The sequence below is a fragment of the Streptomyces klenkii genome, from assembly GCF_003626645.1.
GTDB lineage: Bacteria > Actinomycetota > Actinomycetes > Streptomycetales > Streptomycetaceae > Streptomyces > Streptomyces klenkii.
Genome location: NZ_RBAM01000006.1, coordinates 421,743 through 435,419, shown reverse-complemented (window position 1 = coordinate 435,419; position 13,677 = coordinate 421,743). Strand labels below are relative to the sequence as shown.

The 13,677-nt window shown below is 73.1% G+C and carries 9 protein-coding genes; 7 read left to right on the top strand and 2 right to left on the bottom strand.

The annotated features are described in order from the left end of the window. The first annotated feature begins 2 nt into the window (after positions 1-2). Positions 3-2,153 carry an NB-ARC domain-containing protein gene (locus tag D7231_RS17185; protein ID WP_120756328.1) on the top strand — a complete coding sequence of 717 codons (2,151 nt, stop codon included), beginning with the start codon at positions 3-5 and terminating at the stop codon, positions 2,151-2,153. On the opposite strand, the gene D7231_RS17180 is transcribed toward D7231_RS17185, so the two are convergent. Then, positions 2,141-3,724: a translation initiation factor 2 gene (locus D7231_RS17180; protein ID WP_120756426.1), complete on the bottom strand. Its 1,584-nt coding sequence runs from the start codon at positions 3,722-3,724 to the stop codon at positions 2,141-2,143. The genes D7231_RS17185 and D7231_RS17180 overlap by 13 nt on opposite strands. Positions 3,725-4,169: 445 nt before the next feature. Between D7231_RS17180 and D7231_RS17175 the strand changes: the two genes are divergently transcribed. The 3 genes from D7231_RS17175 to D7231_RS17165 all read left to right on the top strand — a co-directional run bounded on the left by D7231_RS17175 (position 4,170) and on the right by D7231_RS17165 (position 9,348). Next, the gene (locus D7231_RS17175; RefSeq protein WP_120756327.1) at positions 4,170-5,210 is read left to right on the top strand and encodes a vWA domain-containing protein; all 1,041 of its coding nucleotides are present in this window, start codon (positions 4,170-4,172) and stop codon (positions 5,208-5,210) included. Positions 5,211-5,305: 95 nt separating this feature from the next. Further along, on the top strand, positions 5,306-8,254 hold the full coding sequence (locus D7231_RS17170) for a helix-turn-helix transcriptional regulator (RefSeq protein ID WP_120756326.1): 2,949 nt from the start codon (positions 5,306-5,308) through the stop codon (positions 8,252-8,254). 143 nt (positions 8,255-8,397) lie between these two features. Further along, entirely contained in the window at positions 8,398-9,348 is a 951-nt protein-coding gene (locus tag D7231_RS17165; RefSeq protein WP_228774923.1) for an alpha/beta fold hydrolase, read from the top strand. 15 nt (positions 9,349-9,363) lie between these two features. On the opposite strand, the gene D7231_RS17160 is transcribed toward D7231_RS17165, so the two are convergent. Next, positions 9,364-10,614, bottom strand: a complete 1,251-nt coding sequence (locus D7231_RS17160; protein ID WP_120756324.1) for an MFS transporter — start codon at positions 10,612-10,614, stop codon at positions 9,364-9,366. Between the two features lie 133 nt (positions 10,615-10,747). Between D7231_RS17160 and D7231_RS17155 the strand changes: the two genes are divergently transcribed. Genes D7231_RS17155 through D7231_RS17145 form a run of 3 tightly spaced genes read left to right on the top strand, consistent with a single transcriptional unit; the run spans position 10,748 to position 13,669 of the window. Further along, on the top strand, positions 10,748-11,767 hold the full coding sequence (locus D7231_RS17155; RefSeq protein ID WP_120756323.1) for an ABC transporter substrate-binding protein: 1,020 nt from the start codon (positions 10,748-10,750) through the stop codon (positions 11,765-11,767). Continuing rightward, the gene (locus D7231_RS17150) at positions 11,757-12,875 is read left to right on the top strand and encodes a FecCD family ABC transporter permease (protein WP_120756322.1); all 1,119 of its coding nucleotides are present in this window, start codon (positions 11,757-11,759) and stop codon (positions 12,873-12,875) included. Before D7231_RS17155 ends, D7231_RS17150 begins: the two co-directional genes overlap by 11 nt. Further along, the gene (locus tag D7231_RS17145) at positions 12,872-13,669 is read left to right on the top strand and encodes an ABC transporter ATP-binding protein (protein WP_120756321.1); all 798 of its coding nucleotides are present in this window, start codon (positions 12,872-12,874) and stop codon (positions 13,667-13,669) included. The genes D7231_RS17150 and D7231_RS17145 overlap by 4 nt, the downstream gene beginning before the upstream one ends. The last annotated feature ends 8 nt before the right edge of the window (positions 13,670-13,677 follow it).

The window sequence follows — 13,677 nt, the reverse complement described above, 5'->3', positions numbered from 1 at the left end:
GGATGGCCGAGGAGACATACAACAGTATGGGTGGGCGGGCGGACGTGGCGGTCCAGGCCGGCCGTATTGAAGGGCTGCACCAGCACTTTCATGGGACGGGGACGGCGCCTCCTTCTCAGCCGGTACCGTTCCAATTGCCCCCGGCGCTCGCGCACTTCGAGAACCGTCAGGATGAGCAGGAGCACATCGAACGAGCTGCCGAGAGTCACACGGATCACCCCGGACCACTGGTGGTGGCGCTGACGGGGATCGGCGGGATCGGCAAGACGGAATTCGGATTTCATGTCGCGCGGCGACTCAGCCAGAGATATCCCGATGGCGTGTTGTACGTCGATCTCGACGACCTGCGGCGGGACGGGACCGTGGAAGTGGCGGACGCGGTCGGTGAACTGCTCACTGGTCTGGACGTCGCCTCCGACTGGCAGGAGCGCTCCTTCGCCGGCCGCTCGAAGCAGTATTGGACGCGCACTCGGGACAAGCGCCTCATCGTGGTCATCGACAACGCCCGCTACGGCGCGGAGGCCGTGCCGCTGCTTCCGGCGTCCGCCGGGAGCCTGGCGATCGTGACGAGCCAAGGGCCGCTCTACGACCTCGGCGGCGTGACCGCTGTCGAGGTGCCTCTGAGCCCGCTGGCACTGGATCATGCGGTACGGCTGCTCGGGCACATCGCGGAGGATCCCCGGCTCGCGGCGGAGCCGGGCGCCGTGACGGAGATCGTCCGCGGCTGCGGCGGACTGCCCGCGGCGCTCAAGGTGGCCGGTCAGTGGGTGCGCAAGTACCGCAGGCGCAGCCTTTCCCGGTTGGTCGCCGAGCTCAGCACCGAGCTGCGGGAGAGGGGCATTCCCATGGTCGAGGCGGTCTGGGACGCGGCCTGCGCCGGGCTGGGACCGGAGGCCGCCCGTCTCTACCACGTGGTGACGCAGTGCCCCGCTCCCGCCATCGCGGCCCCGGCGGCCGCCGCGCTTCTCGGAGGAGACCTCCGGTCCGCCGAGGACGCGCTGGAGGAGCTGGAATCCGCGGGTCTGCTGGAGAACAGACCCGAGGGGTACCGGATGCACGACCTGCTGCGCGGGCATGCCGACCGCCGTGCCCGCCAGGCCGACCCCGCGGGGACGGCCCGTGCCGAGGCCCGGCGCCGGCTGATCCGCTGGTACCGGCGTCAGGCGGCCCGAGCGGACCTGCTGGCCGCCGGCCCGCGCATGACCTTCGCGGAAACCGCCGCGGCGGTCCCCGGTGTTCGCGCCGTTCCCGATGTTCCCGACGCCCCCGCCGTTCCCGACGTTCCTGACGTTCCTGACGTCGAATTCAGCGGTAAGGCGGAGGCCCTGCGGTGGATGGAATCGCAGCGGCTCGCCCTGTACGGCTGTGTCCGATTGGCCTTTGAGGCGGAGCTCTACGAGGACGCATGGGCCCTGTGCGAACCACTGTGGACGCACTTCCTGGATCACCCGCACTACGCGGACGTCACGGACGCTTTCCGCACCGGCGTGGCTGCCGCCGATCGCCTGGAACACCTGCCGGCGATGGTGCGGATGCGATGCCAGCTGGCCAGGCCGCTGTGGGAACAGGAACAGTACGACGAGGCGGCCGAGCACCTGCGACATGCGCTGGGCGCTTCGCAATCCCTGGGCGATTCTCCGCAGGAACGGAAGCTGAAGGCGTCGGTGAGGGAATTCCTGGGCCTGCTGAAGTCGGCCCAGGGCGATTGGGCGGGCGCGACCGCGGACTTCGAGGCCGCGAGAGGAGTGCACGCGGAGATCGGCAACGCGTACGGCGTCCTGCTCCAGACCCACCTGCTGGGCCGCACTGCCCTGAGTCTGGACGAGCCCGAGCGGGCGGTCGCCCTTCTGCGTGAGGCGCACAGGATGGCGCGGGAACAGGAGCGGGAGCGCATGACGGCGCGGACCGGGTTCGAACTCGGCCGTGCGCTGCGGCGTGCCGGGCATGCGGCCGAAGCGCAGGGACTGGTGCGTGCCGCGCTGGCGAATTCCCGTGAGCGGGGCTCGACCTTCGACGAGGCTCGCATACTGAAGGAGCTGGCTTCCCTAGCCGACGAGCTGGGCGACTCCGCCGAAGCGGAGGAACACCGCGCAACGGCGCGGCTGCTGACTGAACGTTCGGGTGGGCTGTCCGATGAGGATCAGAGTTCGTAGTCGAGATCTGTTCTACCGGCCGGAGACAGCTCGACGCCTACGGTGAGAGGGCCGATCTCGCACGTGATCGTTGCGGGTGGCGTCCACTGCGGGTGGGCACCGAGCCAGGCGTGGACCGCCGACACCACTGCTGCGGGATCGGCGCGCGATATGCGTTCGTCGGTCCTGCAAGGGGCGATGCGAACGCTGAGAGGCTCTGAAGACCGGCGCCGGACCAGGCACCGCTCCGGGGAGAGGACGGCGGCCGCGGTCCGGCAGCCCGGAAACTCGTCCAGAACCCGTGCCGTCCAGCCGGCCGCCGTCCAGGTGCTGGTGTGCGGTGAAGGGGAGGCGGGCTGGGCACGGTGCCACAGCACCGACGCGCTCTGGAGGTGGCGGTGGCCGGCCTCAGGATGTTCGGCCGCCAGGTGGTGCACCACCTCGGAAGTGAACGGGGGAAACCGTTCGACGCCGACCCGGAGCCCGGACACCTCGGCTCGTACGGCATGGGCCCGCGGGCGCCGGGGCGCGGCCGGGCGGGGGAGCGCAGGCGGCACCACGGGGACGTCCCGTGGCTGGAGTCCCAGCAGCCGGTAGAGCTCGGAGCGCAGGTGGTGCAGGGCCTGGCCGGGCAGGGCGAACGCGGCATCGGCGAAGTCCCGGGTGTCCTGGGCTTCGGCCGCCGGGAGGAGGTGTACCAGGTCACCGGCCTTGCAGAGCCGGGGGATCGCGGCGAGCATCCGTGCCATGGGGCTGCCGGGTATCAGCTCGCTTCTGCCGTCGTACGCTCCGACGACCGGTCGGCCGAGGGCCGCCGCGTAGAGGGCCGTGGAACCGTGGTCGGTGACCACGGCGTCGGCGGCGACCAGCAGTGCGGCCCATTCCTCGTACGGCCTGGCCAGGATCAGGCCCGCCGCGAGGGCGGGGCCCAGGTGACGGGAGAGGTCGAAGGTGCTGGTCCGGCTGTACTCGTTGGGGTGGAGGACGAGGGCGAGCTGGTACGCGTCGTGCGGGAGCAGGCCGAGGAGTTCGCCCGGCAGCTCGGGTCGTCGCGCGAGCAGCGACTCCGGTCCCCAGGTGGAGGTGAGGACGACGAGCCGGCGCTCGCCTGTCCCCAGGGCGGAGCGGTAGCTCTCCCGGTGGGCGACCGCGCCGAGTAGCCGGTCCAGGGACGGGTCGCCCACGACCGCGCCCCGTGCGGCGGTGGCGGGGCAGTGTTCGGCGAGGCGGGCGAGCTGGTCGCCGTGGGCGAGCGCGTGGAGTGCGGCCCAGGGTTCACCGTCGGCGAGCAGGTAGTGGGGGTCGAGACCGGACGGCAGGTGGGGCGATCCCTCGTCGCTCAGGGCCTTGTTGAAGCCGGCGCCGTGCGGAAGCACGACCCTCGGCCCGGAAAGGGTCCGCAAGGCGCCCTTCGGACTCGCGGTCAGAATCAGGTCGTGCTCGCGCTCCAGCGCTTCGTCCCAGCTGATGACGCGGGCGCGGGAGTGCTCAAGGGCCGCGAAGGCGTCCGCGTCGAATGCCGATCCCGGCACCAGTGTGAAACGGACGAGGATGCGTTCGTCGCCTTCGAAGACGGGCAGTACGTCGAGCAGCCGGTGAAGGGCCCCCGCTGAACGAACGGCAAGAAGAACTGCCTGCTGCCTGCTGCCTGCTGCCCGCTGCCCGCTGCCCGCTGCCCGCTGCCCGCTGCCCGCTGCCCGCTGCCCGCTGCCCGCAAATTGTCCACTGTATCCGGTGAACTTGGCATGTACAAGCTGCTCTGGTCGGGTGAAGTGAAGTCGTCGAGAGCCTCTTGCCGCATGGGGCTGATCGTAACTGGCGGCGTACATCGGTTGCGGGCTGCCGGTTTCGAAGGAACGCGCAAAGCCGCCGACGCGCCCCGCGAGGCCGCCGCACCCCGCGAGAAGGCCGCGCCGCCGGGCGGCCTCCGGGCTCACCGGCCGACTGAGGCCGCCGGGCATCGTCGTGAAGGTCGATTGTCAGTGGTGGCTGCGAGGATCGGAGCATCGAGTCGGAGAAGATTTCGGGGGAGCCGTCATGTCCGGAAACCAGAACTACATCAACCACGTTGCTCTCGTGCTGGACGCCAGTTCGTCGATGTCACATCTGAGCCGTAAGGTCGTCGAAGTCGCCGACCAGCAGATCGCCTACCTGGCCCGCCGGTCGGAGGAGCTGGACCAGGAGACCCGCGTCACGGTGTACGTCTTCGCGAACACGGTGGAGTGCGTCATCTACGACAAGGACGTGCTGCGGATGCCGTCCCTGAAGGAGCTGTACCGGGTCGGTGGGATGACGGCCCTGCTGGCGGCCGCGCTGAAGTCGCAGCGGGAGCTGGCGCAGACAGCTCAGCTGTACGGCGACCACAGCTTCCTGACGTTCGTGCTCACCGACGGGCAGGAGAACGCGAGTCACCACTGCGTGGATGCCCCCACCAGGGACCAGCGTGAGCTCGTGCGGGCCGTGGCCGAGATGATCGAGACGCAGCAGGACAACTGGACGCTGGCCGTTCTCGTGCCGGACCAGATGGGCAAGCGCGAGGCCATGCGGTGCGGTTTCCCGAAGGACAACATCGCCATCTGGGACGCCACGAGCACGCAGGGCCTGGAGGAGGCCGGGCAGGTCATCCAGGAGGCCACCGAGAAGTTCATGGTGGGCCGCACCCAGGGCATCCGGGGATCGCGGGCGGTGTTCTCCATGGGCGCGGAAGCGGTCAACAAGGACACCATCGAGGCGGCCGGCCTCACCCCGGCCGATCCGTCGGCGTACCAGCTGATTCCGGTGGCCCGCGAAGCGGCCATCCGGGACTGGGTCGTCGAAAGCGGCCACACCTACCGCACCGGCGGTGCCTTCTATCAGCTGAGCAAGTCGGAGAAGATCCAGGCGCGGAAGCAGATCGCGGTGCTGGAGAAGAAGACGGACCGGGTGTACACGGGGCCGGAGGCCCGGGCCCTGCTCGGCCTGCCGGACGCGGAAGTCCGCGTCAAGCCGGACCACAACGACGACTTCACGATCTTCGTGCAGAGCACCAGCGTGAACCGGAAGCTGGTGCCGCAGACGCGGCTGCTCCTGATGAGCTGATGCCTCGGCTGATGAACTGGAAGGTACAGTCGGCCGCGCCGAGGGGAGGAGGGCACGGGGCCGTCCTTGCGGCGTTCACGGGGGCACGGAACAGCATGGCGGTCGACCGGATCAGCGGGCGCGGGGACGAACTCGAGGCGATCGAGGCGCTCCTGAAGGAGGTACGCTCCGGCGCCGGCCGGGCCCTGGTGCTGCGCGGCGAGCCCGGGGCAGGCAAGTCGACGCTCCTGGAGTACGCCGCCCGCCGCGCCGCCCCCGCCCGGGTGCTGTCGGCGACCGGTGCCGAGCCCGAGTCGGGCATGGCCTTCGCCGCGCTGCACCAGCTGCTGCGCCCGGTCGCCGGGCTGGCCGATGCGCTGCCCGGCGCCCAGCGGGACGCCGTTCGCGCCGCTCTCGGGATCGCCGAGCCCGCGGCCGCCCAGGACCGGTTCCTGGTGGCGGCCGGGGTGCTGTCCCTTCTCGCGGAGGCAGCGGTGCCCGGGGGCCTGGTGTGTGTCGTCGACGACTTCCAGTGGGTCGACCAGGCCTCCGCCGACGCCTTGTTGTTCGCGGCCCGGCGCTTCGGGAGCGACGGAGCGGGACTGCTGATCGGTACGCGTGACACCCCCGGCACCCGGCAGGCGCTGCGCACTCTGCCTGCCATGGACCTGGCCGGGCTGGACGCCGGGAGCGCAAGGGAAGTGCTGGCGGCGGGCATGAAGGGCGTGGCAGGCACGGCGGCCGGGCCGGCGCCTGCCGTTGTCGATGCTCTCACCGCGGCGACCGGCGGCAATCCGCTGGCCCTGAGTGAGACGGCAGGCCTGCTGACCGCCGAGCAACTGGCGGGCCGGGCACCACTGCCCGACCCGCTGCCTCTGGGCGACGGCATGGCCGGCGTCTACGGCGGGCAGATCGCGCGGCTGCCCGAGGACACCCGGCTGGTCCTGCTCGTCGCCGCGCTGGAGGGACGGGGTGACGTCCGGCTGATCCGGGCGGCGGGGGAGCGGCTCGGGGCGTCACCCGACGCCCTGTACGCCGCCGAGGCCGCCGGTGTCGTGGAGATCCGGCCTGCCGAAGTCCGCTTCCGGCACCCGCTGATCCGCGCCGCCGTACACGCCGGTGCCGGACCGGCGGCGCGTCGCGCGGTGCACGGACACCTTGCCGCGCTGCTGTCCGAGGCGGGCGACCGCGATCGCGCCGCCCGGCACCGGGCCGAGGCCGCGACCGGCCCGGACGAGGAGATCGCCGCCGAACTCGCCGCCGCCGGCGACCGGGCAGGCACCCGCGGCGGATACGCCGACGCCGCAGGGATGCTGTCGTGGGCCGCCGAGCTGACCCCGGACGAGCCCGCCAGGGCCCGGCGGCTGAAAGACACTGCGGCGGCCGCGTGGCTCGGCGGCCATCCCGGGCGGGCGCAGTCCGCCCTCGCGGCGGCCCGGGAACTCGCCGAAGACCCCGTCCTGCTGGCCGAGATCGCCCAGCTCAGCGGCAGGTTCGAGCTGTCCTCCGGCAACGCCGCCGAGGCGCTTCGAGCTTTCCTGACCGCGGCGGAACGCGCCGCCGCGCACACGCTGCCGCCGGACGCAGGGTCAGCGGGTGGGCCGCCGTCTCCGCACGGCGCCGCGGACGCCTCGCACTCGCCGCGTACGGGCGCTGCCCGGCGGGTCGTCCTCGCCCTGCTCGCCGACGCCGCGGAGGCCGCCTCGTACGTAGGAGACACCGACGCCGCCGTGCGGATCGGCAGCCGGGCGGCCGAACTGGCCCCGGCGCCCGGGGCGCCGGCCGGGCCCGAGGATGCCGCCGACACCGACACCGACACCGCCGCCGACGCGTTCCTGCGCGACATCCTGACCGGAATGGGCGCATGGCACAGCGGGGACACCGACGGCGGCGCGCGTCTGCTGCGCCGGGCCCTGGCCGCCGTCCCGGACAACAACAACGACAACAACAACGACAACAACAACGGCGACGACAGTCGGCAAGCCGCCCACCTGCTGTGGGCGGCCGCCGCCGCCAGCCTGCTCGGCGAGAGCGACGCCGCCGCCCGCCACGGCGCCCGCGCCGGCCGCGTCGCGAAGGTCTCCGGCATGGTGGGCACCCTGCCCGTCGTCCTGGAGAACGCCGCCACCGCCGAGCGCATGAACAGCAACATCGCGCTCAGCATTGCCCTCTCCCAGGAAGGCCTGGCACTCGCCCGCGAGACCGGCCTCGACAACTCCGCCGCGGCCCACCTCGCCAACCTCGCCGTCTGCGCCGCCGTCCGCGGTCAGGAGGACGACTGCCGGGCCTACGCGCACGAGGCCCTGGCCATCGCCATCCCGCACCGCCTCGGACTGCGCGCCGCGGTGGCCTCGTACGCGCTGGGCCTGCTCGACCTCGGCCTCGGCCGCCACGACCGCGCCCACGAGCGGCTCATGGCACTGACCACGGCGGGACCGGGAGCGGGGCACCCCGTCGTGGTGTGGGGCTCCACCGCCGACCGGGTGGAGGCCGCCGTCGCGGCGGGCGACCACACGGCGGCCCGTGCCGCCACCGGCTTCCTCCAGCAGTGGTCGGCCCACGCCACCTCGCCCCGCGCGCGGGCGGTGCTCGCCCGCTGCCAGGCACTCGTCGCCGACGACGTCACCGCCCCCGCCCTCCTGCGGCAGGCCCTCGCACTCCTCGACACCGGCGATGACCGCGACGCCACCGCCTATGAGCGGGCCCGCACCGCGCTCCTGCTGGGCGAGCGGCTGCGTCGCGCCCGCCGCGCGGGCGAGGCGCGCCCTCACCTGCGCGACGCCGCGGAAACCTTCCACCGCCTGGGGGCGGCGCCGTGGGAGCGCCGCGCGCAGGGCGAGCTGCGGGCGGCCGGTGAGACGACCGACCCCGCCGGGCCCGCCCTCCTCGAAACCCTCACCGCCCAGGAGCTGCGCATCGCCCGGCTCGTCGCCGAAGGAGTGAGCAACAAGGACGTCGCGGCCCGGCTCTTCCTGAGCCCGCGCACCGTCGAGTACCACCTGTACAAGGTCTACCCCAAGCTCGGCATCACCTCCCGCACCGAACTCGCCCGCCTGCTGCGGTAGGGGCCGGTAAGGGGCCGTAAGGGCCCAGTACCCAGTGGTCCCGCACCAGTGGTCCTACGGATGCCACTGGTGGAGAGGGGACGGCAAAGTACTGCCTGTCCGCACGACAAGCGGACCGGACGAAGGGGCAGGGAATGTCAGCAATGGGACGTATGGTCACGGTGGGCGACATCGAGCTGTGGACGGAGGAGTTCGGCGACCCCTCCCACCCGGCGGTGCTGCTCATAGCCGGTTCGATGAGCCAGGGGCTGCTGTGGCCGGACGAGTTCGTCGGCCGGCTCGCCGCGGCGGGCCACCGCGTCGTGCGCTACGACCACCGGGACGTGGGCCGCTCGACCGCCCGCGACTTCACCGAGCACCCCTACACCTGGGCCGACCTCAAGGCCGACGCCGTAGGCCTCATGGACGCCCTGGGCATCGGCTCCGCTCACCTCGTGGGGCACTCGGCGGGCGGTCTCCTCGCCCAGTGGATCGCGGCCGACCACCCCGGCCGGGTCGGCAGCCTCACCGTGATCGGCTCGTCCCCCCTGGGCGAGAACGAAGGACAGGTTCTGGTCCGCGCGCTGATGGGCGAGCCGCAGCCGGAGGGCAGCCTGCCGGAACCGGCGCCGGAGTTCACGGAGTTCTTCCGCAAGGCGGCCGTGAGCCCGCCCCCGGCCACCCGGGCCGAGGCCGTCGACTTCCAGATCGAGGTCGCCCGTATCCTCCACGGCACCGAGCGTCCGTCCGCGTTCGACGAGGACGCCCAGCGCCGCCTGGAGGAGAAGCTCCACGACCGCATGCGCGACCCGCGCACCGCGGGCAACCACCGGCTCGCCGGCATGGCCGACCTGGAATGGGAACCGGTGGGCGCACCGGCCCGGGTCACCGCCCCCACCCTCGTCATCGAGGGCACGGCCGAACCGGTCAAGCCCGGACACGGCCGGCTGATCGCGCAAGCGATCACGGGCGCACGCCTGACGATGGTCCCGGGCATGGGTCACATGCTCACCCCTCAAGCCGTCGGATCAGTCACGGACGCCCTCGTGGCACACCTGGAAGCCGCCGCCACGGCGGGGACCACCGGCCCCGGGGCCCACCCCATGGACCGATAGCGATAGCCCGTCGCCTCAGCGGGTGAAGTGGCGGGCTGTGGGCACCAGGGCCGCCGCGGCCGGTACGAGGAAGCAGGCGGCGGCGCAGACCGCGAGGACGGGCGTGGTGCCGAACGCGTCGATGGCCGGGGCGATCACGGCCAGGCCGACGGGGGCCAGGCCGTAGGACACCAGGAAGTCCAGCGAGGAGACGCGGGCCAGCTTCTCCGGGGCGACCTCGCGCTGGGTGGCCGTGAACCAGGGCACGTTGAACAGCTCGATCCCGATCCCGGCGACGGCGTACGCGGCGACGACCATGACCGGGTGCACGGGCAGCATCAGGCTCAGCGGAGCGACGCCGTACGCGGCGAGCCCCGCGAAGGCGGCCCAGCCCTGGGAGCGCGGCCGCCATCGGGCGATGACCAGGGCGCCGCCGAGCGCGCCCACGGTGTACGCGGTCATGGCCGCGGCGAGGACCCACTCGGTGCCGTAGCGGTCGCGGGTGATCAGGGGCAGCGCGACGCTGGTGGCGGAGTAGCCGAGGGCGATGACCGCGACGAGGGCGGCGAGCCCGGCGAGGAACCAGGGGTGGCGTCGCGCCTCCCGTATCCCTTCGAGGAACTCGGCGCGGAAGCCGGCGCGCGGGGCGGGCGCCGCGGCCGGGTCCGCCGCGGTGGCACCGGCGGTCCCCTTGCCCGGGACGAGCGCGGCGACCAGCCAGAGCAGGCCGATGCCGAGCAGGAGCGTCGAGACGTCGAGGAAGGCGGCGAGCAGCGCGGTCAGGGCGGGCCCGGCGAGCGTGGAGCCGCGTACGGCCATGGTCATGGCGGCGTTGGCCTGCTGGCGGTGGCCGGGGGCGACGGTCTCGGCGGTGAGCGCCTGGAACGCCGGGCGGCAGGCGCCCTGTCCGGCGCCCGCGAGGGCGGCGGCGGCCGTCATCAGCACGAGCGAGCGGCCGAGTCCGGCGGCGAGGAGGGGCGCGGCGACCGCCGCCGCGAGGGCCGACCAGAGGACGACGGCGCGGCGGGAGTGCCGGTCCGCCAGCACGCCGCCGACGGCGACGGCGGCGAGGAAGCCGGCGGTGCGTGCGGCGAGGACCAGGCCGAGGCCGGCCGCGCCGAGGTCGCGGTGGAGGACGGCGAGTCCCAGGACGAAGGGCAGGGCCCAGGTCGCGAGGCCGGAGGCGGTGGTGCCCGCCCACAGGCGCAGGAACGCGGGGTCGCGGAGGACCGAACGCGGGGGCGGGGCGGCGGACTTGGCCACGGTCGGCGGGGGTGTGGTCGGCACGGTGTGCTTGCTCCTCGGGGTGGGGGCGGGGGTGCGGACCGGCGGGCCGGATCGCACCCGGGTTCGCTTAATGAAAATGAATACCATTACAGTACCCTTCGAACGCGGCACCCCCTCCCGGACTGGAGACCCCATGCGCCACCCCGCCCGCCTCGGCATCGCCTTGGCCATCGCCCTCGCCACCGCGGGCTGCTCCACGGCAGCGCGCGACAGCCCCGCAGCGGACGCCGAGTCCGCCACCGCGGCCTCCGTCACGAGCTGCGGCCGTCAGCTGTCCTTCGCCAAGCCCCCGCAGCGCACCGTCACCCTGGACCAGACCTCCACCGAGACCCTGCTCGAACTCGGGCTCCAGGACCGGATGGCGGGAACGGCCAACCTCAAGACGAAGATCCCCGCGCAGTACCGGGCCGCGTACGCCGAGGTCCCGGTCATCGCCCCGAAGATCGCCACCGCCGAGCAGCTGCGCTCCGCCGCCCCCGACTTCGTCGTCGGCGGCTCCACGGACCTCTTCACCAAGGACCGCGCCGGCACCCGCGAGGAGCTGGCCGCCCTCAAGGTCCCCACCTTCGTCAGCGCCGTGGACTGCCCGCGGCGGAACCCGGCCGGCAATACCCCCTTCGAACTCCTCTTCTCCGACTACGAGAACCTCGGCAAGGTCTTCGGCGCCGAGGAGCGGGCCCGCAAGCTCGCCGCCGGCCAGCGCGCCGCGGTCGCCGAGGCGGGGGAGAACGCCGCCAAGTCCCCCGCGGGCAAGGACCGCCCGACCGTCGTCTACCTCTACTCCGTCTTCAACGGCATGCCGTACGTGGCGGGCAAGAGCGGCCTGCCCAGCGAGATGAGCCGGATCATCGGCGCGAAGAACGCCTTCGACGACGTCAACGAGGACTGGCCGGAGGTCTCCTGGGAGGAGGTGGCCAAGCGCAACCCGGACTTCATCGTGATCGGTGACCTGTCCGAGCGCGGGCGGCCGGGCGACAGCGCCGCCGAGAAGCGCGCCGCGATGACCGAACACCCGGTGGTCTCCAAGCTGGCCGCGGTCCGGGACAACAAGATCCTCGAAGTGCCGGGCATCGAGCTGGACCCGTCCGTGCGCTCGGTGCACGCCCTGGGAATGCTGGCCGAGGGGATGAAGGACCTCGGGTATGTCCGCTGACCCCGTGGCCCGGAGGGGTGCGGTGGATCTCCTGCTTCCGGCGGCCCGCGAGCGGGTGGTGACGGAGGACTCCGTCGCCGCGCCGCGGTCCGGCCGGTCCGCCGCGACCCGGGTCCTCCTCTTCCTCCTCGCGCTCGGCGCCCTGGCGGGCTCGGTCGCCACGGCCGTGACCATCGGCACCGCCGACGTGGGCTGGACCGGCCTCGCCCGCGCCCTCGGCACCCGTCTCGGCCTGGGCGTGGAGCCGTTGCCCCCGCTGGTGGACTCCCTCATCTGGGACCTGCGGCTGCCGCGCGTGCTGATGGCCGCCCTCGTCGGCGCCTCGCTCGCCGTGTGCGGCACGGTGCTCCAGGCGGTCACCCGCAACGCGCTCGCCGACCCCTACCTCCTCGGCGTCTCCTCGGGCGCTTCAACGGGAGCCGTCGCTGTGGTCGTCCTCGGGGTGGGAGCGAGCGCGCTCGGCGTCACCGGAGGCGCGCTCGCCGGTGCCCTGCTCTCCTTCGGGCTGCTCATGCTGCTGCTGCGGCGCACCGGCCTGGACTCGTCCCGCATCGTCCTCACCGGCGTGGTCGTCGGCCAGCTCTTCACCGCGCTCACCTCCCTCGTCCTGATGGCGTCGGCGGACGCGGACACCACGCGGGCCGTCACCCACTGGCTGCTGGGCTCGATGGCGCCCGCCCGCTGGAACACCGTCGTGGTCTGCGCGGTCGTCACACCGCTGGGGCTGCTGGCCGCGTGGCTCTGCTCGAACGCCCTCGACGGGCTCGCCTTCGGCACCGACACCGCCGCGTCCCTGGGGATCGGAGTACGGCGTACGCGGATGCTGCTGCTCGTGGTCACGGCCGCGCTGACCGCGGTGGCGGTGGCCACCGTCGGCGCCATCGGCTTCGTCGGCCTGATCGTCCCCCACGGGGTGCGCTTCCTCGCCGGCCCGCTGCACCGGGTGCTGCTGCCGTACGCGGCGCTCGCGGGCGCGGTGTTCCTGGTGTGGACGGACGCGCTGGCGCGGATCGCGTTCGCGCCCCGCGAGGTTCCCGTGGGCGTGATCACCGCACTCCTCGGCGTGCCGCTCTTCCTCCTCGTCCTGCGCAAAAGGGGTGAACTGTGAGGATCGCCGCCGAAGAGCTGAGCTGGTCGGTGGCGGGCACCCCGGTCGTACGCGAGGTCAGCGCGGACATCGCCCCCGGCGAGACGGTCGGGCTGCTCGGCCCCAACGGCTCGGGCAAGTCCTCGCTGCTGCGCTGCCTGGCCGGCCTGCGAGCCCCCGGCGCGGGCACGGTCCGCTACGACGGCGAGGACGTACGGGACTGGAGCGCGCGCAGGATCGCCCGCCACGTCGCCTTCGCCGGACAGGACCCGGGCGCGGACAGCGATCTGCGGGTCGCCGACGTCGTGGGCCTGGGCCGGACCCCGTTCCGGGACCGCTGGCGCGGACCGGACGCCACCGACCGGGCGGTCGTCGGCGCCGCGCTGGAGCGCCTCGGGCTCACCGCACTGGCCGGCCGCTCCTGGAAGGCGCTGTCGGGCGGCGAGCGGCAGCGCGCCCACATCGCCCGCGCACTGGCCCAGCAGCCGTACGCGCTCCTGCTCGACGAGCCCACCAACCACCTCGACGTTAAACACCAGCTGGAACTGATGCGGCTGCTGACCCGTACGGACCAGACCGTCCTGGTCGCGCTGCACGACCTGTCGCTCGCCGCCCGGTACTGCGACCGGCTGCTGCTCCTGCACCACGGACGCCTGATCGCCTCCGGCACCCCCGCCGCCGTCCTGACCGCCGAGCGGCTCGCCGAAGTCTTCGAGGTGGACGCCGAACTCACCACCGACGCCCTGGGGCACCCCGCCGTCACCTACCGCGGACCGCTCGGCGCACCGGCCCCCATGTCCCATCCCTCCCCGTGAAAAGGAAT

Coding starts and splice junctions, on each gene's coding strand:
- D7231_RS17150 (WP_120756322.1), top strand. CDS start 11,757: ATGTCCGCTGACCCCGTGGCCCGGAGGGGTGCGGTGGATCTCCTGCTT.
- D7231_RS17165 (WP_228774923.1), top strand. CDS start 8,398: ATGGGACGTATGGTCACGGTGGGCGACATCGAGCTGTGGACGGAGGAG.
- D7231_RS17155 (WP_120756323.1), top strand. CDS start 10,748: ATGCGCCACCCCGCCCGCCTCGGCATCGCCTTGGCCATCGCCCTCGCC.
- D7231_RS17170 (WP_120756326.1), top strand. CDS start 5,306: ATGGCGGTCGACCGGATCAGCGGGCGCGGGGACGAACTCGAGGCGATC.
- D7231_RS17185 (WP_120756328.1), top strand. CDS start 3: ATGGCCGAGGAGACATACAACAGTATGGGTGGGCGGGCGGACGTGGCG.
- D7231_RS17175 (WP_120756327.1), top strand. CDS start 4,170: ATGTCCGGAAACCAGAACTACATCAACCACGTTGCTCTCGTGCTGGAC.